General features: G+C 60.6%; 15 protein-coding genes and 1 tRNA gene. 15 read left to right on the forward strand and 1 reads right to left on the reverse strand.

The annotated features are described in order from the left end of the window. The first annotated feature begins 1 nt into the window (after nucleotide 1). The 5 genes from rpsI to maiA all read left to right on the forward strand — a co-directional run bounded on the left by rpsI (nucleotide 2) and on the right by maiA (nucleotide 3,251). Nucleotides 2-394 (forward strand): 30S ribosomal protein S9, encoded by a 393-nt coding sequence (gene rpsI / locus ACZ9YD_RS16385; protein ID WP_159677751.1) that lies wholly within the window; start codon nucleotides 2-4, stop codon nucleotides 392-394. A 90-nt stretch (nucleotides 395-484) separates the two neighbouring features. Next, nucleotides 485-559, forward strand: a tRNA-Gln gene (locus tag ACZ9YD_RS16390). Between the two features lie 229 nt (nucleotides 560-788). Further along, the gene (locus ACZ9YD_RS16395) at nucleotides 789-1,523 is read left to right on the forward strand and encodes a 2OG-Fe dioxygenase family protein (RefSeq protein ID WP_465076333.1); all 735 of its coding nucleotides are present in this window, start codon (nucleotides 789-791) and stop codon (nucleotides 1,521-1,523) included. Nucleotides 1,524-1,593: 70 nt separating this feature from the next. Continuing rightward, a complete protein-coding gene (locus tag ACZ9YD_RS16400; RefSeq protein ID WP_465076334.1) occupies nucleotides 1,594-2,586 on the forward strand; it encodes a fumarylacetoacetate hydrolase family protein in 993 nt (330 codons plus the stop codon). A gap of 5 nt (nucleotides 2,587-2,591) precedes the next feature. Continuing rightward, nucleotides 2,592-3,251, forward strand: a complete 660-nt coding sequence (gene maiA / locus ACZ9YD_RS16405; RefSeq protein ID WP_465076335.1) for a maleylacetoacetate isomerase — start codon at nucleotides 2,592-2,594, stop codon at nucleotides 3,249-3,251. 6 nt (nucleotides 3,252-3,257) lie between these two features. Here the strand turns inward: maiA and ACZ9YD_RS16410 are convergent, their stop codons facing one another. Further along, nucleotides 3,258-4,367: a PilT/PilU family type 4a pilus ATPase gene (locus ACZ9YD_RS16410; protein WP_465076336.1), complete on the reverse strand. Its 1,110-nt coding sequence runs from the start codon at nucleotides 4,365-4,367 to the stop codon at nucleotides 3,258-3,260. A gap of 92 nt (nucleotides 4,368-4,459) precedes the next feature. On the opposite strand from ACZ9YD_RS16410, the gene ACZ9YD_RS16415 reads away from it, so the two are divergent. The 10 genes from ACZ9YD_RS16415 (at nucleotide 4,460) to ACZ9YD_RS16460 (ending at nucleotide 18,720) form a co-directional block, all read left to right on the forward strand. Then, a complete protein-coding gene (locus tag ACZ9YD_RS16415; protein ID WP_465076337.1) occupies nucleotides 4,460-4,840 on the forward strand; it encodes a DUF4398 domain-containing protein in 381 nt (126 codons plus the stop codon). Then, on the forward strand, nucleotides 4,837-5,430 hold the full coding sequence (locus ACZ9YD_RS16420) for a hypothetical protein (RefSeq protein WP_465076338.1): 594 nt from the start codon (nucleotides 4,837-4,839) through the stop codon (nucleotides 5,428-5,430). The genes ACZ9YD_RS16415 and ACZ9YD_RS16420 overlap by 4 nt, the downstream gene beginning before the upstream one ends. A gap of 470 nt (nucleotides 5,431-5,900) precedes the next feature. Continuing rightward, a complete protein-coding gene (locus ACZ9YD_RS16425) occupies nucleotides 5,901-6,122 on the forward strand; it encodes a YdcH family protein (RefSeq protein WP_465076339.1) in 222 nt (73 codons plus the stop codon). A gap of 109 nt (nucleotides 6,123-6,231) precedes the next feature. After that, nucleotides 6,232-7,608: a pyridoxal-phosphate dependent enzyme gene (locus ACZ9YD_RS16430; protein WP_465076340.1), complete on the forward strand. Its 1,377-nt coding sequence runs from the start codon at nucleotides 6,232-6,234 to the stop codon at nucleotides 7,606-7,608. A gap of 82 nt (nucleotides 7,609-7,690) precedes the next feature. Beyond that, complete coding sequence (locus tag ACZ9YD_RS16435) at nucleotides 7,691-8,866, forward strand: cystathionine gamma-synthase (RefSeq protein ID WP_465076341.1); 1,176 nt, start codon at nucleotides 7,691-7,693, stop codon at nucleotides 8,864-8,866. Nucleotides 8,867-8,939: 73 nt separating this feature from the next. After that, nucleotides 8,940-9,707, forward strand: a complete 768-nt coding sequence (locus ACZ9YD_RS16440; RefSeq protein WP_465076342.1) for an ABC transporter permease — start codon at nucleotides 8,940-8,942, stop codon at nucleotides 9,705-9,707. Between the two features lie 5 nt (nucleotides 9,708-9,712). Then, the gene (locus ACZ9YD_RS16445) at nucleotides 9,713-10,465 is read left to right on the forward strand and encodes an ABC transporter ATP-binding protein (protein WP_465076343.1); all 753 of its coding nucleotides are present in this window, start codon (nucleotides 9,713-9,715) and stop codon (nucleotides 10,463-10,465) included. Nucleotides 10,466-10,525: 60 nt separating this feature from the next. Then, nucleotides 10,526-11,794 (forward strand): UDP-N-acetyl-D-mannosamine dehydrogenase, encoded by a 1,269-nt coding sequence (gene wecC, locus ACZ9YD_RS16450; RefSeq protein ID WP_465076344.1) that lies wholly within the window; start codon nucleotides 10,526-10,528, stop codon nucleotides 11,792-11,794. A 184-nt stretch (nucleotides 11,795-11,978) separates the two neighbouring features. Continuing rightward, a complete protein-coding gene (locus ACZ9YD_RS16455) occupies nucleotides 11,979-15,584 on the forward strand; it encodes a glycosyltransferase family protein (RefSeq protein ID WP_465076346.1) in 3,606 nt (1,201 codons plus the stop codon). Between the two features lie 4 nt (nucleotides 15,585-15,588). After that, nucleotides 15,589-18,720 carry a DUF6270 domain-containing protein gene (locus ACZ9YD_RS16460; RefSeq protein WP_465076347.1) on the forward strand — a complete coding sequence of 1,044 codons (3,132 nt, stop codon included), beginning with the start codon at nucleotides 15,589-15,591 and terminating at the stop codon, nucleotides 18,718-18,720. Nucleotides 18,721-18,754: the final 34 nt, after the last annotated feature.

Consider the following 18,754-nt stretch of genomic DNA (forward strand, 5'->3'; position numbering starts at 1 on the left):
CATGGCAATTACCCAGAATTACGGCACCGGCCGTCGCAAGTCCTCCGTCGCCCGCGTGTTCCTGCGCAAGGGCAGCGGCAAGATCACCGTCAACGACCGTCCGCTCGACGAGTTCTTCGGCCGTGAGACCGCGCGCATGATCGTGCGCCAGCCGCTCGAGCTGACCCAGAACACCGAGACGTTCGACATCCTGGTGACCACCACCGGTGGCGGCACGACCGGCCAGGCTGGTGCGATCCGTCTCGGCATCTCCCGCGCGCTGGTCGAGTACGACGAGACGCTGAAGATCGAGCTGCGCAAGGCGGGCTTCATGACCCGTGACGCACGTGAAGTCGAGCGCAAGAAGGTCGGCCTGCACAAGGCACGTCGCGCCACGCAGTTCTCGAAGCGCTGATCGCGCTTGGCCGGATCCGCGCGAATGCGTGGATCCGGCGTTCGCCGAAGCTTGCGGAGTACTGCGGTTTCGGCGTTACAATATGTTCATAGCCCCGTCGCCAAGCGGTAAGGCACCTGACTCTGACTCAGGCATTCGGAGGTTCGAATCCTTCCGGGGCTGCCACATCGAAAACAAAAAAGCCCGCCGAAACGCGGGCTTTTTTGTGTCTGTTGTCTTTGGCGAGCATGCATGCAGACCATGGCGTCACAGTACGAATTTCGCGTGCGGCGCTTTCGCGTGTACTCACGCGTGTCGATCGCATTCAAGACGTGCCGTTCGCAGGACGACTGCATTCCACGCCTGCGCACGGCGACACGATGCGCGCGCATCGATGCGGCTCTAGAATTCCGCGATGAACGCATTTCCGCCGCCGTATACCGCTCCCGATACCGTCGTCGACGCCTTGCGCACGCATGGCTGCGCGGTGCTCGCACCGTCGACGCTCGCCGCGTTATGCGGCGTGCGCATCAATGATCTGGAGGCGTGGCGCGCGGGGTGGGACGATCTGCCGCCCGATGCCTATCTCAAGGATGGCGGCCGCTATCGCCGACGTCGGCACGGCTGCTTCGTACAGCACGGGAACACGCTCACGCACGTCGCGCATCGCGCGCACTGGCAGTCCGAGGACTACAACGCCCTGCACGGCGGTATGCACCGCTGGTTCGAACCGCTGGCGCCGGCGCTCGCTGATGATCCCGCATGGGCGCGGCTCGTCGCCGGACTCGGCGGTGTGTTCGCGCAAGTGCGCGACGACGGCGACTGGCACGTCGAAGCGCATCAGTTCCGCATCGACACCACCGATGGCATCGGCCGGCCAACGCCCGAAGGCGCGCACCGCGATGGCGTGGATTTCGTCGCGGTCCTGCTGATCGGCCGAAGCGGCATCAAAGGCGGCGAAACGCGTGTGTTCGAGGCTGACGGACCGGCCGGTCAGCGCTTTACCCTGACCGAGCCTTGGGCGGTGCTGCTGCTCGACGACCATCGCGTGATCCACGAATCCACGCCGATCCAGCCGGCCGAAGACGCGGGTCACCGCGACACGCTGGTGCTGACCTATCGCGCGGGTGCGTTCCAGGGCGAAGACTGAACGCATCGCACGTCGCTGCGCGCGAGTTCGTTACAATCGCAACAGATAGCCGACGCCAACCGGAGTTGCCATGAAGCTGGGTTCTTTGAAGGAGGGCGGCCGCGACGGCACCCTGATCGTCGTGTCACGCGACCTGAGCCGCGCGGTGCGTGCCACCGGCATCGCCGCGACGCTGCAGCAGGCGCTCGACGATTGGTCGAACGCCGCGCCGCGCCTCAACGCGCTGTACGAATCGCTCAATGCCGGCGACGCCGATGGCGTGTTCGATGTCGACGTCGCGCGCCTCGCTGCGCCGCTGCCGCGCGCCTATGAATTCGTCGACGGCAGCGCCTACCTGCCGCACGTCGAGCGCGTGCGCCGCGCGCGTGGCGCCGAAGTGCCGGAGAGCTTCTACACCGATCCGTTGATGTACCAGGCGACCAGCGCCGGCTTCTACGGCCCGCGCGATACGGTCAAGGTGACCAGCGAAGACCACGGCATCGACCTCGAGGCCGAGATCGTCGTGATCACCGACGACGTGCCGATGGCGGTGACGCCGGCGCAGGCGGCGGGCCACATCCAACTGATCGGTCTGGTCAACGATGTGTCCTTGCGCAATCTGATTCCCGGCGAGCTTGCGAAGGGCTTCGGCTTCCTGCAGGCCAAGCCGCGCTCGGCGCTGAGCCCCGTGTTCGTGACACCGGACGAGCTGGGCGATGCCTGGCAAGACAACAAGCTGCACCTGCCGCTGCTCACGCACATCAACGGCGAATGGTTCGGCGCGCCGGAAGCCGGCGTCGACATGCAGTTCGATTTCTCGCAGCTGGTCGCGCACGCGGCGAAGACGCGCCCGCTGGTCGCCGGCACGATCGTCGGCTCGGGCACGATCGCCAACGAGGACACGTCGAGGGGCGCCTCGTGCTTTGCCGAGAAGCGCACCGTCGAAACCCTGGAGCAGGGCGCGCCGAAGACGCCGTTCATGGCGTTCGGCGACACCGTGCGCATCGAGATGCTCGATGCGGCGGGAGTGAGCATCTTCGGCGCGATCGAGCAGGTGATCGAACGCCAGGCGCTGCCGGAGTAACACCGATGACGGCCGCGCTGACGCTGCACACTTATTGGCGCTCCAGCGCGGCCTATCGCGTGCGCATCGCCTTGCATCTCAAGGGCCTGGCGTTCGATAGCGTGCCGGTGCATCTGGTGCAGGGCGGCGGCGAACAGCGCCTGCCGGCATTCGCCGCGCGCAACCCGCAGCGCCTGGTGCCGACGCTGCAGCACGGTGACGCGGTGCTGACCCAGTCGCTGGCGATCATCGAATACCTCGACGAAGCGTTTCCGGGCGTGCCGCTGCTGCCGCGCGACGCGCTGTCGCGTCAACGCGCCCGCGCGCTCGCACAACTGGTCGCCTGTGACATCCACCCGCTCGGCAACCTGCGCGTGCTGCAGTACCTCGAGCACGAACTGCAATTGCCGCCGGATGCGCGCACGCGCTGGGTCGCACGCTGGGTGCAGGATGGGTTGGTGGCGTTCGAGGCCTTGCTGCAGCAGCAGGGCGCCCGCGATTTCTGCGTCGGCGATGCGCCGACGATCGCCGATTGCGCGCTGGTGCCACAGCTCTACAACGCGCGTCGCTTCGGCATCGATCTGGCGCGGTATCCATTGATCTGCCGGATCGACACAGCGTGTGCCGCGTTGCCTGCATTCGAGGCAGCGGCGCCGGAACGACAGGCGGACGCGCCGCCCGCCTGATGTTCGTCAGTGGTCGGTGCCGAACACGTCCGCATAGGGGTCGTGGCTGCCGGACCCGCCTTCCGACAGGCGGAACTTGAGATCCAGGCCATCGCGGGAATCGGCGGCGCGCAGCGCGGTCTCGCGCTCGATCCGGCCTTCCTTGTAGAGGCGGAACAGGCACTTGTCGAAGGTTTCGACGCCGTCCTCCAGCGAATCCTCCATCGCCTGCTTGATCTCATGCACTTGGCCGCGGCGCAGCAGGTCGCGGATCATCGGGGTGTTGAGCAGGACTTCGGTCGCCGGCAGGCGGCGTCCATCGATGCCAGGCACCAGGCGCTGCGACACCACCGCGCGCAGGTTCAGCGCGAGGTTCATCAGCACGTTCTTGTGCGCGGCTTCAGGGAAGAAGTTGAGGATGCGCTCGATGGTCTGGTCGGCGTTGTTGGAGTGCAGCGTCGCCAGGCAGATATGGCCGGTCTCGGCGAAGGAAATCGCCGCCTCCATCGTCGTCGCGTCCAGGATCTCGCCGATCAGGATGACATCCGGTGCCTCGCGCATCGCGTTCTTGAGCGCGTTGTGGAAGGTCAGCGTATCCAGCCCGACCTCACGCTGGTTTACCAGCGATTTCTTGTGCCGGTGCAGGTATTCGATCGGATCCTCGATGGTGAGGATGTGCCCCGAGGTGCTGGCGTTGCGGTGGTCGATCATCGAGGCCAGCGTCGTCGACTTGCCCGAGCCGGTGGACCCGACGATCAGCACCAGGCCGCGCGGCGCCATGATGATGTCCTTGAGCACCTGCGGCAGCTGCAGCTCCTCGATGCTCGGGATGTTGCTGCGGATCGCACGGATGACCATGCCCGCTTCGCCGCGCTGCTTGAACACGTTGACGCGGAAGCGTCCGGCGTCCTGCAGCGAGTAGGCCATGTTGAGCTCGAAATCGCGTTCGAACTGCTGGATCTGGCTCTCGTCCATCAGCGAATACGCGATCTTGCGGACCATGCCGGGCGGCAGGCCTGTGCTGCCCAGCGGGTAGAGCTTGCCCTCGACCTTGATGTACACCGGCGCGCCGGTGCTCAGGAACATGTCGGACGCATTCTTATCGGTCATCAGCTTCAGGAAGTAGCCGATATCCATGTACGAACTCCCCTCTTGCGACCGGTCTGCGTTGCGCATCCGGTTGCGGCTGACCACAATGACCCGATCAAGCGTCCGGGCACGATTCCTCGATGAACACAAGCTTCGCATACATCCGTCCAATGCTGCAGGGCCTCGCGCTCGCAGGTGTGCTGGCACTTGCCGGCTGCGCGACCACGCCGCCGCCGACCGAGGAACTCGCGGCCGCGCAGCTGTCGGTCACGCGCGCAGGCGACGCTGACGCCGATCAATACGCGCCTTCCGATATCACCCAGGCGCGCCGCGCGCTCTCGCAGGCGCAGGCCGCGATGGGTATGGATCGCGCTGATGAAGCACGCACGCTGGCGCTGTCTGCCAGTGCGCTCGCCGATCTCGCCCACGCACGCGCCCGCCAGGCGGAAACCGAATCCGAGCTGGCCGCACGTCGGGCCGAGATCACCAACCTGCGCCAGCGGCTGCAGGTGGAGGAATGAGCACGATGCGATCGATGACGCCGTATGCGGTCGCGCTGGTACTGATGCTGCCGGTCGCCGCCAGTGCGCAGTCCGCACCGGAAGGTGAGGCCGCGCTTCTGCAGGAGCGGCTGCAGGCAATCGACAGTAATCCAGACACGGCCGGCACCGCTGCGTATGAGCGTCTGCGGGCGCGCCAGTCCCTGACGGCGCTCACCGCGGCCCGCAGCAGCCAGCGCGCGGCTGCGCTGCAGATTGCGCAGTGGCGCGTGGAGACGGCGGAGCTGGCCGCGCGCACCGAGGCCACGCGTCGCGAGTTGATCCAGCTTGAGCGTGAGCGCAGCGCACTGATCGTCGAAGCCAGCCGTGCAGACGCCGTGCGCGCCCGCCAGGAAGCCGAGCGCCTGCGCATCCAGGCCCAGATCCAGGCCGAGGAGGCCGCGCGCCTGCGCTTGGCAGCCGATGAAGAAAGCACCGCCCGCCAGCAAGCCGAAACCGTGCTGCAGGACGTGGCCAGCGGCGAGGCGGCCAAGCTGCGTGCTGCCCGCCAGCGCGACGCCGAATTGCGCCGTCGCGAAGCCGAGCTGCTGAAGAGTCTCGAGCAGCCCTGACCGGTGATGGCCGGCGTTGGCGGCCTCCCCGCGCACTGCCCTCCGTCGTGCGGCAGTGTGTCGTCTGACGAGCGATTGTTAGTTTTTCGTCAGGCTGAATCCAATTGAAATCAATCGCTTACGACGTTATCGGGCGAAGGGGCGCGTCGTGGCGCGGTTCTTCGAAGGTTGCGCTGTAAGCGTTTCCGTGGCGCGTGGCGATTCGGACGTGCAATCCGGTTTTTCGCCCTTGTAGGCCCCCGATCCGAGGAGTAGGGTCGATTGTCCGGGTGGCACTGATTTAGACCGCCACCCGGTTACCGAGACAGTCCGATGACCGAGATGATCCCCCACGAGGTCCCCGTATTCCGTCCACAGGACGGCAGCGGTGCCCTGATCGGATCGTCCGCCCCACGGTCCTGGATGCAGCCCACGTAGCGCCCCGCCCGTCGCCGGTCGGGGCGTTCGTATTTTCCAGTCAGGAGGATTCCATGTTCGAAGCGCAATCGCAGACCGAACTCGAAGAGATCATGAAAGGAAACATCGAGTTCCGGCAGCTCTACTTCCGGCACAAGGAGCTGGACAAGAAGGTGCTGAACGCAGAGCTCGGCGTGTTCGCCGTCGATGAGAGCACGCTCTCGCAGATGAAGCGCGAAAAGCTCGCGGCAAAGGATCGCCTGACCCAGATGTACGACCAGATGCAGAAACACTAGGTTCGTCTGTCGCGGGCGGTGGTGGCCATCCTCGTCGGTCGCCATCGCCCGCGAATGTTGTCCGCGGATGCGATAATCGCGATCTGTCTCGCTGCAACCCGGACCTGCAATGCCGATCGCCGACTCCGTTCTCGACCTGATCGCCGACACGCCCATCGTGCGTGCGCGCCGCCTCGATGCGGGACCCTGCGAACTCTATTTCAAGCTCGAGAGCCAGAATCCCGGCGGCTCCATCAAGGACCGCATCGGCCTGCGCATGATCGAAGCCGCCGAAGCGCGCGGCGACATCGCGCCCGGCGCCACGCTGGTCGAGGGCACTGCCGGCAATACCGGTATCGGTCTGGCGCTGGTGGCCCAGCAGAAGGGCTACAAGCTGATCCTCGTGGTCCCGGACAAGATGAGCCGGGAGAAGATCTTCAATCTCAAGGCGATGGGCGCCGAGGTCGTGCTGACCCGCTCCGACGTCGCCAAGGGCCACCCCGAGTACTACCAGGACCTCGCCGAGCGCATCGCGCGCGAGACGCCGGGCGCGTATTTCATCAACCAGTTCGGCAATCCCGACAACCCGGCCGCGCACGAGCACGGTACCGGCCCCGAGATCCTGCGGCAGATGAGTGAGGTGGGCGGGCTCGACGCGATCGTCTTCGGCTGCGGCAGCTCGGGCACGATGACCGGCCTGTCGCGCTGCTTCGCCAAGGACGCACCGAATGTCGAACTCGTGTTGGCCGATCCGGTCGGCTCGATCCTTGCCGAGTACATCAATGACGGCGTGCTCAACGACAAGTCGGGCAGCTGGATGGTGGAAGGCATCGGCGAGGATTTTCTGCCGGGCATTTCCGACTTCTCGCGGGTGAAGCAGGCCTACGCGATCAGCGACCAGGAAAGCTTCCTCGCCGCGCGCGAACTGCTGCGCACCGAGGGCATTCTCGGCGGCTCGTCGACCGGGACGCTGCTGGCCGCCGCGCTCAAGTATTGCCGCGCGCAGACCACGCCGAAGAAGGTGCTGGTGTTCGTCTGCGACACCGGCAACAAGTATCTGAGCAAGCTCTACAACGACTACTGGATGCTCGACAACGGCTTCCTGGAGCGCGAGCAGCACGGTGACCTGCGCGATCTGATCCTGCGCCCGTACTCGCGTCGCGACACGGTGGTGCTGCAGCCGACCGACCTGCTGGTCACGGCCTATCAGCGCATGAAGCTCTACGAGATCTCGCAGCTGCCGGTCATGGACGGCGACCGCATCGTCGGCATCCTCGATGAAAGCGACGTGCTGCTGCACGTCTACGGCGACGAAGCCCGCTTCCGCGAGCCGGTGTCGTCGGCGATGGTCAGCAAGCTCGACTTCCTCGACGTCAAATCCCCGGTCGAGGCCCTGCTGCCGGTGTTCGACCGCGGCCAGGTCGCGATCGTCACCGATGGCGACAAATTCCTGGGTCTGATCACCCGGATCGACCTGCTGAACTACCTGCGCCGCCGCGTGCAGTGACGCCTACGCGTTGATCGCCGCGGCTCTGAACCTGTCGTTCAGGGCTGCTGGCTAGAATCTCCCGTCCTTTCAGGAAGCTGTCATGTCCGAATCCAGTTCCAGGCATCGCGATTACGCGCTGGCCACCTTGGCCATCCATGCCGGGCAGTCGCCCGACCCGTCGACGGGCGCGGTGATGCCGCCTATCTACGCGACCTCGACCTACGCCCAGTCAAGCCCGGGCGAGCATCAGGGCTTCGAGTACTCGCGCACCCACAATCCGACGCGCTTCGCCTACGAGCGATGCGTGGCGGGACTGGAAGGCGGCACCCGCGGCTTCGCGTTCGCCTCTGGCATGGCCGCCACTGCGACCCTGCTCGAACTGCTCGACAGCGGCGACCACGTCATCGCGATGGACGACCTCTACGGCGGCAGCTACCGCCTCTTCGAGCGCGTGCGCACGCGCAGCGCGGGCCTGTCCTTCAGCTATGTGGACATGACCGACCCGTCGACGTTCGAAGCCGCGATCACCGACAAGACGAAGCTGGTCTGGATCGAGACCCCGACCAACCCGATGCTGAAGATCGTCGACATCCGGGCGATCGCGGACCTCGCACACAAGCGCGGCCTGATCGTCGTCGTCGACAACACCTTCGCCTCGCCGATCCTGCAGCGCCCGATCGAACACGGCGCCGACATCGTCATGCACTCGGCCACCAAGTACCTCAACGGCCACTCGGACATGGTCGGGGGCATGCTGGTGGTTGGCGACAATGCCGAGCTCGCCGAGCAACTGGCGTTCCTGCAGAACTCCGCCGGTGCCGTGCAGGGCCCGTTCGACAGCTTCCTCGCGCTGCGCGGTCTCAAGACCCTGCATCTGCGCATGAAGGCCCACTGCGAGAACGCGCAGGCCTTGGCGGAATACCTCGACGCGCACCCCGCCGTCGAGCAAGCAATCTACCCCGGCCTTGCCTCGCACCCGCAGCACGCACTCGCGAAGCGCCAGATGAACGGCTTCGGCGGCATTATCTCCGTCCGCATCAAGGGCGGTTTCGAGGCCGCGAAGCGCTTCTGCGAACGCACCGAACTGTTCACCCTTGCCGAATCGCTCGGTGGTGTTGAGAGCCTGGTCAATCATCCTGCAGTAATGACGCACGCGTCGGTGCCGGCTGAGCGACGTGCCGAGCTGGGGATGCATGATGATCTGGTGCGGTTGAGTGTGGGGGTGGAGGCTCTCAAGGATCTGATCTCCGACCTCGAGATGGGATTGCAGGCCTAATGAGCCCGATGACCTGCAGATCGGTATTTGCGCCATCGGCGCCGAGTGTCCTGCGATGAGGCTAATTGCGGACATGAAGTCCAGCTTCAAGGAGCGGGCGTTCTGGGCCTATGCCACTTGGCTTGAAGTGATTACTCGTTATCGCAGGACGCGCTTGGGCGTGCTGTGGATGTTCATGCCATCGCTGATGTATGTGCTGGGGCTGGGTTATCTGTACGCCCACATGATGGGCAAGAGTGCTGCCGAGTTCATCCCTCATCTGGGAATCGGTTACGTGTTATGGCGATTTGCAATCCAGGCAGTAATCGAGTCCGGGGATACATTTGTCGTGCATCAGGCATTTATCATGGATGGCAGGACGCGATTCACGGATTATGTCCTGAGAACATTGTCAAGATCCTTTCTTTATCTGATGGCGGGTCTTGCGGTCGTTGTCACGATTCTTCTGATTGATCCTCGCATCTCCAATCTGTTGATTCTCACATTGCTTGTAACCGTGCCGATCTATGTCGCCAATGTCCTTTGGATGTCGGTGATAGTTGCGTTGCTCGGTGGACGGGTGCGTGACACGAAGGAAGTCGTCTCCACTGGACTGATTTTTGGTTTTCTTCTGACCCCTATCCTGTGGGATGTCCAGATGGTCCCGCCTGAGTCGCTGAGGGGGGGCATCGTTCGATTCAACCCCTTCCTCCATCTCATCGAGTTCGTGCGCGCGCCGGTCTTGGGCAAGGACGTCGAAACACTAACTTTTTGGGTGGTTGGCGGTTTGACGATCGGAGGCTGGATGTTGGCCGCGTTTTTGTATCGTCGGTACGCCCGCTTCGTGCCCTTGTGGATCTAAGCCCGATGTCTGTCTACCTTCGTGCCAACCAGATAACGCTGCGCGTGCCTCATTTCGTCCAGTCTGCGAGTGGAGGGAGTACATGGGGTGGGGTGCTTTTCGGTGCTTCCGCTAGCAGGCCAAAGCGTGTGTTCCGCACCATTCTTCACGATGTCGATGTGCACGCGGAAGAAGGCGACCGGGTCGCATTGATCGGACGTAACGGCGCCGGGAAAAGCAGTCTTCTTCGTGTGTTGACCGGCGCGTACCCGCCGAGCAACGGCTGGCTGGATGTCCAGGGAAAGCGTCAAGCGCTTCTTAATGTTTCTTTGGGCTTCAATGACGATGCCACGGTAGAAGAGAACATATTGCTGCGTGGAACGGCCATGGGCATGCATATCGGGGAGATACGCGAGCATTCGCCCCGAATCTTGGAATTTGCCGGGTTGGAAGAGGCTTCGCAGCATAGGCTCAGAACACTCTCTGCAGGTCAGCGAATGCGTCTTGGATTCGCCATTTCCACGTCGTCCGAGCAGGACATCATGTTGCTGGACGAGTGGCTTGGTGCGGGAGACGCTCAGTTCATACGTAAAGCGCGGGCGCGGATGAACGGAAAAGTGAATGGAAGCAAAGTTGTCATCATCGCGACGCACAACCTCGAAATTGCCAGGCGCGTGTGCAACAAGGGAATCGTGCTGGAGAAAGGACGCGTCGTTTACTCGGGCGACGTAATCAGCGCCTTGACGGAATACAGGAACATCTGCAGATCGCAGGTGTGAGAATCGGATATGGCGTCGGCCGGTATGGTGGACCCGCAATGCTTTTCATTGGAGATTAAAATGCAGGAAGAAGCTTCGAAATCCGCGGGTTCGGTCAAAACCCTTTCGGTCATCGGGCTGGGGTATATCGGGCTTCCTACCGCCGCCATGTTCGCCTCGAGCGGCGTGGAAACGATCGGGGTCGATGTGAGTCGGCGCGCTGTAGATGCAGTCAATAGCGGCAGGGCGCACATCGAGGAGGGAAATCTCGACGAGTTAGTGGCGCGCTGCGTCCACTCCGGAAGCCTTCGGGCTGTTTCGGAGCCGGTGCCTGCTGACGCTTTCATAATCGCAGTTCCCACGCCGGTGGGGCATGACGACGCACGTTCTCCGGATGTCTCGTACGTACAGGCTGCCGGTCGCTCGATCGCACCTGTTCTGAAGAAAGGTGATCTGATCATCCTCGAGTCGACTTCGCCTGTCGGAACGACTGGAATGCTCGCGAGTTTGCTCGCGGAACTCCGTCCGGACCTGAAATTTCCACAGGCCGACGAGAATCCTGATATTCATTTGGCCTATTGTCCCGAGCGCATCATTCCAGGACGCATGCTCCAAGAACTGGTTGAGAACGATCGAATTATCGGCGGCATGACGCACGAGTGCTCGGAACGCGCCGCTCAGCTTTATCAGAGTTTCGTAAAGGGGGTTTGCCATCTGACCACCCACCGGGTCGCCGAGATGGTCAAACTGACAGAGAACTCCTTCCGCGATGTCAATATCGCCTTTGCCAACGAGCTGTCCATGATCTGTGATGATTTGGATATCGATGCTTGGAAAGTGATCGAGTTTGCGAACAGGCATCCGCGCGTTTCGATTCTTCAGCCGGGCGCGGGTGTCGGCGGTCATTGCATTGCAGTGGATCCTTGGTTCATCGTTGCGAGTGCTCCGAATCGGAGTCGCATCATTCGTACGGCTCGTGAGGTGAACGACGCGAAGCCCGAGTTCGTGATCGAGAAGATTGCGGCGGTGTTAGATGCGGAGCCGCAAGCGAAAGTGGCTTGCTTGGGACTGACATATAAGCCCGATGTTGATGATTTCCGCGAAAGTCCTGCCTTGGAAATCGCATCTGCTCTGACGCTCCGATACCCGGGTCGCGTGCTGTGTAGCGATCCGTTCTCCGAGGCGCTCCCGGAAACGGAGTCAGGCGCTCGCTCCCTTAACTTTACCGATGTCGACACTGCGCTTGCGCAGGCATCTGTGATCGCGGTCCTAGTCGGTCACAGCGCCTTCAGAAGCCTGCTGCTTCCGGAAGGCAAGCGTTTAGTCGATCCTGTCGGGTTCTGGGCTTGATCGGTTTTTAGTCGAGAAGCAAATGCATAACGAGCATACTAACTCTGCGCTCCCGAATTCACGAAGGTCTCCGGAGACGGACGCGGGTGCGCGCGAGCAACTTCAATGGTCTCATGGACGTATAACCCAGCTTCTGGACGAGTCGAGGCTAGCGCGTGAGGAAGCGGCGAATCTCAAGAATCAAGTGAGAAAGCTGACGGCTGAGCATCGGCGCCATGAGGAGCTGCTTGGCAAAGCGGAGCGGCTTGTCCGCGCGATGGAATCGGGAATCGGTGCTATGCGCCGTTCGACTTCTATGCAGCTGGGATATCTGCTCACGCATTCCGTCCGTTCGTTGAAAGGTGTTGTTGCTTTGCCGGCTCAGCTCGCCCGACTCGTGCGTGGTTTCAAGGCCGAAAAACAGAACCGGCCCGGAGCGGGCGATTTCGCAGTGCATGTACCACTGCCGCAACACTGGTTTCCTACGCCTCTGAGGCGAGAGTTGAAGGTCTTCTATGCCGCGTTAGACCCAAAACTGTCCACAGGGACAAATGAGCCTCGCGGAATTGGTGGGCCGTCGGCTGTCAGCTTTGAGAATCTGCCCGCTAAGCTCTCGGAACTTCGAGTGGCTGCTGTCATGGACGAGTTTACGTTCAGCGCTTATCGCGAATGTTGCGACGTGCTGCAGGTGACCCCCGAGGGATGGCGCAAGGAACTCGCAGAGTTCTCGCCGCATCTGTTCTTCATCGAGTCGGCTTGGGAGGGCAAGGGTTCGTCGTGGCAGCGGAAAGTGTCTGGATGTTCGGCAGAGCTGCAGGCGATCGTAAAATTCTTGCGTGCTCGAGGAGTTCCCGTTGTCTTCTGGAGCAAGGAAGACCCGGTGCATTTCAAAACGTTCCTGCCCACGGCGCGACTGGCGGACGTTGTCTTCACGACCGACATCGACTGCATTCCGCACTATCGCGCCGAACTAGGACACAGTCGCGTACATCTACTGCCGTTCGCGACACAGCCGACCGAGCACAATCCCATTGAGCGTTATGAGCGCAAGCGGATGTTCTGTTTTGCGGGGTCTTACTATGTCCGTTATCCCGTGAGGCAGAGAGACTTCTCTAGCCTAATTCAGGCGGCCGAGAAGCTCGGCGGTGTGGATATCTATGACCGAAACTTCGGGAAGGATCATCCAAATTTTGTTTTTCCTGAAGAGTTCCGGGCCAAGATTCTGGGCGGACTGGCATTCGATCAGATCGATCTCGCCTACAAAGGCTACGATTTCGGAATCAACATAAATACCGTCAAATATTCGCAGAGCATGTTTGCGAGGCGTGTCTTCGATCTGCTCGCCAGCAACACCACGACCATAAGCAACTACTCGCGCGGCGTCAGATTGATGTTCGGTGATCTTGTGATCTGCAGTGATGATGCATCTCGACTCGTGGAGGCGGCTGCACCCTTGGCATCGAATGAGACGCTCCGTCGGAAACACCGGCTTGCAGGGCTGAGAAAAGTGCTTCAAGAGCACACGTATCAGCATCGTCTGAGCTATGTGGCGGAAAACGTGTTCGGGCGGGCGTTGAGCCATCAAATACCGCACATCACCGTCCTGGCGCGCCCGTCCACGCAGGAAGAGCTGAAGTTGATTCTCGCCGCCTTCAAGCGCCAAGAGTGGCCCTCTAAGAACCTCGTATTGGTCCTTGCATCCGGACTGGAGCTTGCGAACGAATGGTCGCGGGAAATTACGGTCCTTTCCACTCATCAGGCCGAGTCGAGACGGGTCACTTCCCTTCCGAGAGTTGACGGCGGCCTGGGCGCTTTCCACCCTGATGACTACTACGCAACAACTTATCTGACCGACTTGGCGCTTGGCCTGTCCTTTAGCGCAGGCGCACCAGTCGGAAAGGCTTGTTATTACACTTATGTCGGGCAGAAACCGGAGCTCCGCGCCCAGGGCCTGCAGTACAGGCAAGGGGTCTCGGTATGCAGGCGGCGAAGCCTTTGCCCATCAGACGCGCTTGAAAGTGGGACAGTTGCCGAATGGCTGGATGGCTTGGACACAAGCATGGTCAGCGGCGCAGCCGTTTCTCTGGACGAGTTCAGCTACTGCGAGAACGCAACGGGGCTGCAGTCGCTCGAGACGGTGGACGACATCGTGCTGCGCGATAGAGGCTTGTCCATCGATCGTTTGCTTGGGATTGCGGACGCTGCTACTTCAGACGCGGCCGGTGTCGGAAGGGATGAATCTGCAGGTCTTTCCGGATTGAGCGGCGCGACAATCCATGCCGCGCTGCCGGACTCTATCAACCGATCAGTCTCCACCCGGCTGGAGGACGACTGCCTGATATTCGAGTCCGTACTGCCGGCGGGAAAGCATGCTTATGTCTACCTGGCCGTGCCTAGAACGCCGATGGAGATGCAGCTGAGTGATATCGGTCGGCTCCAACTGGTTTGCGATCGGCCCGAGCTCGTCGATCTCGTCGTAGTCTATCTGGATAAATGCGGTGAGAAAATATCTCACTCGATTCTGAAGTCGGGGATCAATCTCACAGTTTCCGTTCCCTCCGCTACAGCAGCGGTGCAACTCGGATTCAGAGTGCGCGGTGGGGGAGTATGCCGTGTCCGTCGGCTGGTTTTCGAGCACGTGCCGCTTGCTGTAGAGGCGATGGTGCCCCGTTCGCGATATCTGGTGCTCGTCAAGAACTATCCTTCCTATTCCGACCTCTACAAGCACGCGTTCATTCATAGACGTGTGATGGAGTATCGGAAGCAGGGTGTGGACGTCGATGTGTTCCGGATCGGTCACGAAGCACTCAGCTACAACGAGTTTGAAGGGGTTGATGTCGTCAGCGGACAGCCTGATCACCTCAGGGCTACTCTGCAGACGGGGCAGTACGACGCGGTGCTGGTTCACTTTCTCGATGAGAGGATGTGGGAGGTACTCCAGGAGTTCGTGGAACGCACGAAAATCTTCGTTTGGGCGCACGGCGCAGAGATTCAGTCTGCAAGTCGTCGTGAATTCGACAATGTCGACGAAGAATCGCGCAGGCGTGCTATTGCGTTTGGGGAGAAGCGCATGACGTTTTGGCGTCGACTGTTCTCGCAGCGACACCCAAATATGCACTATGTGTTCGTTTCTCAATGGTTCGCGGAGGATGTCTTCGACGACGTGGGTATCGAACTGCCTTCCGACTCGTATTCGGTTATCCACAACTACATTGATACCGATCTTTACAAGTACGTGGGCAAGGATTCAGAACAGCGGAAGCGTGTACTTTCAATTCGCCCTTACGAGAGCAGGAAGTATGCGAACGATCTTTCAGTCGCAGCTGTATTGAAATTGCGAGAGAAGCCGTTCTTCAACGAGCTCGAGTTCAGATTCATCGGCGACGGTCGTCTTTTCGAGGATACCGTCGCACCGCTTCAAGACCTGCCGAATGTGATTATCGAACGTCGCTTCCTGCAGCAGGGCGAGATCGCGGCGCTTCACAGGTCGTACGGGATCTTTCTGAATCCCACCAGGATGGACGCCCAAGGCGTTTCCCGTGACGAGGCCATGGCCTCCGGCCTTGTTCCGGTTACTACACGGTGTACAGCTATTCCAGAATTCGTGGATTCGCGATCCGGAATCCTCGTCGAACCTGAAGATGTGGATGGCCTAGCGGCCGCGCTCGAAGGACTTTATCGGGACCCGGCTCGCTTCTCTGCGATCTCGTTGGCCGCGGCACAGCGTGTCAGGGCTCAGAGTGGCGTCGAAGCGACCATTGCACGCGAGATCGCCATGTTCAGTCTCAATCCGCGATCCTTGGCCCAGTGACGGTATGTCAGAGACAGTTCCCGATCTTGCACTTGATTACGGTCCCTGGAGCGAGGCCCACACGAAGTGGCTCGGCCTGGATTCGTATCTGGAATCGCTGCAGGATGGACTTCGCGACGGCGTGCACAGCATTTCCGCTGGGTTTGCGCCTCTAGACATCTTGATAATCAACTCGCATGCGATGAGCGCGGGGCAGGCGGTTCTGCCCGTTTTCTTCGGTGCTGCAGTCAAGGATCGATCGAAAGGAAGGGCGCCATTCTTCTCGGGCGCGGGAATCGCGGGAAAACTCGGAGTCAGCGTACTCTGCATTGCCGATCCATCACTTGCGATCTCTGAGGACCTTGCGCTGGCCTGGTATGCAGGCAGCGAATTCAATGCTTGCCAGGAATCTATCGCAAAGCTTCTTGCCGGGGTTTCCGAGCGCCTCCGCATCGAGCTTCTGCTGGTGGGAGGATCTGGTGGCGGATTCGCGGCACTTCATTTCGGCGCGAGAGTCAGGGCTCCTTGCTCCGTATTGGTGTGGAACCCACAAACGAATTTCACGCTCTACTATCGATCAGCCGTTCTGAGGTATCTGAGGATTGCATATCCGTCTGAAATTTGGCCGGATGAGATCAGTCAAGCCGCGGTTGAAGCTGCTCTGAAGAAGATCGGGGTTGTGCATTCGGTCGTTCAAGATCACGCCGCTGGGCGACATCCCCGGAGGCTCATCTATCTTCAGAACGATGATGATGTATTCCACGTGACGAAGCATGCGCAGCCTTGGAGGCAGGCGCTCAACCTCTGCGAAAGCGACGCCGGGCTTTGGTGCTCTCCGGTCGATGATATTGCAATGGTGCAGATGGCCTGGGGCGCGGGACACTCTGCTCCCCCGCAGTCCATGCTGATCTCGTTGATTACGAGACTTTCGGATTTGCAGGAAACCGCGGAATCAGCCGTCACAGGGCTTTTGGCGAACGCGAAGCCAGCCACTTTTACGGATACGCCGAGCAACAGGGTTTTTATTCTCGGCAGTTGTGTCTCGCGGGACGTTTTCGACGATGATCGAGACGGCCCCCGCGTGGTTAACTATGTCGCTCGGAGTTCTCTAGCGTGTGCACTGCGTGAGCGAACGCCTCGCGTCGTTCCTGACTTTTCCTTTGTGCAGAGCAAATGGCAGCAAAGGATGATTGCTGCCGATCTGGGCAGAAAGTTGCCCGGTTATTTGGCAAGATCGGATTTCGACTTTCTACTGCTCGACTTGATCGACGAGCGTTTCAAGATTGGGTTCATAGATGACGAACCGGTCACCCTGTCGCCCGAGTTCAGAAGGGCTCGAGTCGATACGCCGATCAGCGGTGTCATGGCTCCTGGTCATCCGAAACGATGGCGACTTTGGGAAGAGGGCGTTGGTCGGTTGTTCGAACTGGTGGGTAACGACAAGATCGTGTTGAACCGTGTGTTCTTGGCGACTCGTACGCTGGGCGGCGAACCTTTAGAGGATCAAGATTCAATACTCGAAGAGAACTTGCGACTAGAGGAAATGTATCGTCATCTCGATGAAAAATTCGGGGTGAGGTCCGTTGACTATCCCGATCGCCTGTTCGTCGCTGACCCGAATCATCGTTGGGGGCTCGGGCCTTTTCACTATGGAGAGATGATGTATGAGCACACACGCGTTTCTCTGGAAAATATGTTAGGTGCTGCTCCCACAGACACCCCGCAACTGACCGTGTCTCCTCAGCAAGATAATCAAACTGACGAATCTCTCCTGGCTGTGTCTGAAGTTGAAAGTGGAGCTTCTGGCATTAAGTCAGAGAGCGCAGCCGCTCTGTCATTGTCCGGAAGCAATAGAATGAAGAGAGTCCTTGCCTTGCCTGCGTTGATCTTCGTGGTCGGCGTGCTGTGCCCGGTCATGGCCGCCTGGGTGCTTGCATTTGGCGTGAATGCAGGTGCCGTACTACTGCTCATCGCGGTCACTTCGTGTCTAATTGCGCTCATCCCGCTGGCGAACGTCGTCAAGGGTTGGGTGAGTGAGCTAGGAAGCAGATTGAGGGAAGTTCGGAGTTCCGTGAAGGACATCGAGTCCATCTGTCAGCGGATGGAGTCGGACCTGTGTGCCAATCGGCAGGCAATCTCCGGTCTGATCAATAGGCAGGCAATTCTGGAGCGATCACTTGCGGGCTTCAGTGGTGAAATCAAGCGGGCCGCTCGAAGTGGCGATACTGCACTGCAGAAGTCGGAACTTTCTCATGCACTCCTCTTGGAGCTCAAAACAGGATCGGCCAGAACGCACTCGGAGATCACGGACCTCATTCGGCGGGTCAAGATTTCGCACAATGTGATTGCCGGATTGAAGTCAGATCTCAGTGAAGCCGATTCGAAGTGGGAGGATGTACTACGCCGCACGAAGATCGCGTATCGAGCTTCCACGGAGTCAGCGGCCGAGCAGCTTGAAGCCACCGGTACGCTGCGCAGGCAGCTAGACGCCAAGATCTCGAGCGTGCGGAGAGACATCGAGCGCCTGCCCGGCGATAGTTATGCGTTTCGGCTCGCTGCAGAGAAGCTTGTGGGGGCTGACAGTCGAATGCCCCCGTTGGGCGACTGGGCGATCACGTCCCCAACGCTTACAGCGATGCTCGGCGAAGTCGCAAGGCGGCCGGCAATCGGCTCAATTGTGGAGTGCGGCTCGGGAACTTCTACGGTATGGCTGGGTTTGGCCTGCAAAGCTAGAGGTGAGGGGCATGTATTCGCGTTGGAGCACCTGCACGAGTTTGCGGATCGAACGCGGGCCGCAGTGGTCGATAATGGAATCTCTGATTGGGTCACTGTGATAGATGCCCCCCTTGGAGAGATTGAGGTTGAAGGCACCACTTACAGCTGGTACGACGTGAGCGCTCTGTCGGAAGTAGAGTCAATAGATATTCTTTTTGTGGATGGGCCACCGGCTTCAACTGGTCCTAGAGCTCGATACCCTGCATTTCCAGTTCTTGGCAGACGCCTTGCCGAAGGCGCCTGGGTCGTTCTTGACGACACGGTCCGCCAAGACGAGAAGGAGATCGCAGAAAGTTGGGTGTCAAGTTCTGCCGGACTCTCGTTCCACTCGAGTCTGGTGCTGCCGAAGTCCGTTGTGATGACGTTCTCGGCAGTGCGGTAGTTTTTTCTGTTCTATTGAATCTTGAGGAGTTCTT

Source organism: Luteimonas sp. AC640a, assembly GCF_979256585.1.

What these genes read in the sequence shown, in the direction of transcription:
- rpsI (WP_159677751.1), top strand. Translation starts at nt 2, where the DNA reads ATGGCAATTACCCAGAATTACGGCACCGGCCGTCGCAAGTCCTCCGTC.
- ACZ9YD_RS16395 (WP_465076333.1), top strand. Translation starts at nt 789, where the DNA reads ATGAACGCATTTCCGCCGCCGTATACCGCTCCCGATACCGTCGTCGAC.
- ACZ9YD_RS16400 (WP_465076334.1), top strand. Translation starts at nt 1,594, where the DNA reads ATGAAGCTGGGTTCTTTGAAGGAGGGCGGCCGCGACGGCACCCTGATC.
- maiA (WP_465076335.1), top strand. Translation starts at nt 2,592, where the DNA reads ATGACGGCCGCGCTGACGCTGCACACTTATTGGCGCTCCAGCGCGGCC.
- ACZ9YD_RS16410 (WP_465076336.1), bottom strand. Translation starts at nt 4,367, where the DNA reads ATGGATATCGGCTACTTCCTGAAGCTGATGACCGATAAGAATGCGTCC.
- ACZ9YD_RS16415 (WP_465076337.1), top strand. Translation starts at nt 4,460, where the DNA reads ATGAACACAAGCTTCGCATACATCCGTCCAATGCTGCAGGGCCTCGCG.
- ACZ9YD_RS16420 (WP_465076338.1), top strand. Translation starts at nt 4,837, where the DNA reads ATGAGCACGATGCGATCGATGACGCCGTATGCGGTCGCGCTGGTACTG.
- ACZ9YD_RS16425 (WP_465076339.1), top strand. Translation starts at nt 5,901, where the DNA reads ATGTTCGAAGCGCAATCGCAGACCGAACTCGAAGAGATCATGAAAGGA.
- ACZ9YD_RS16430 (WP_465076340.1), top strand. Translation starts at nt 6,232, where the DNA reads ATGCCGATCGCCGACTCCGTTCTCGACCTGATCGCCGACACGCCCATC.
- ACZ9YD_RS16435 (WP_465076341.1), top strand. Translation starts at nt 7,691, where the DNA reads ATGTCCGAATCCAGTTCCAGGCATCGCGATTACGCGCTGGCCACCTTG.
- ACZ9YD_RS16440 (WP_465076342.1), top strand. Translation starts at nt 8,940, where the DNA reads ATGAAGTCCAGCTTCAAGGAGCGGGCGTTCTGGGCCTATGCCACTTGG.
- ACZ9YD_RS16445 (WP_465076343.1), top strand. Translation starts at nt 9,713, where the DNA reads ATGTCTGTCTACCTTCGTGCCAACCAGATAACGCTGCGCGTGCCTCAT.
- wecC (WP_465076344.1), top strand. Translation starts at nt 10,526, where the DNA reads ATGCAGGAAGAAGCTTCGAAATCCGCGGGTTCGGTCAAAACCCTTTCG.
- ACZ9YD_RS16460 (WP_465076347.1), top strand. Translation starts at nt 15,589, where the DNA reads ATGTCAGAGACAGTTCCCGATCTTGCACTTGATTACGGTCCCTGGAGC.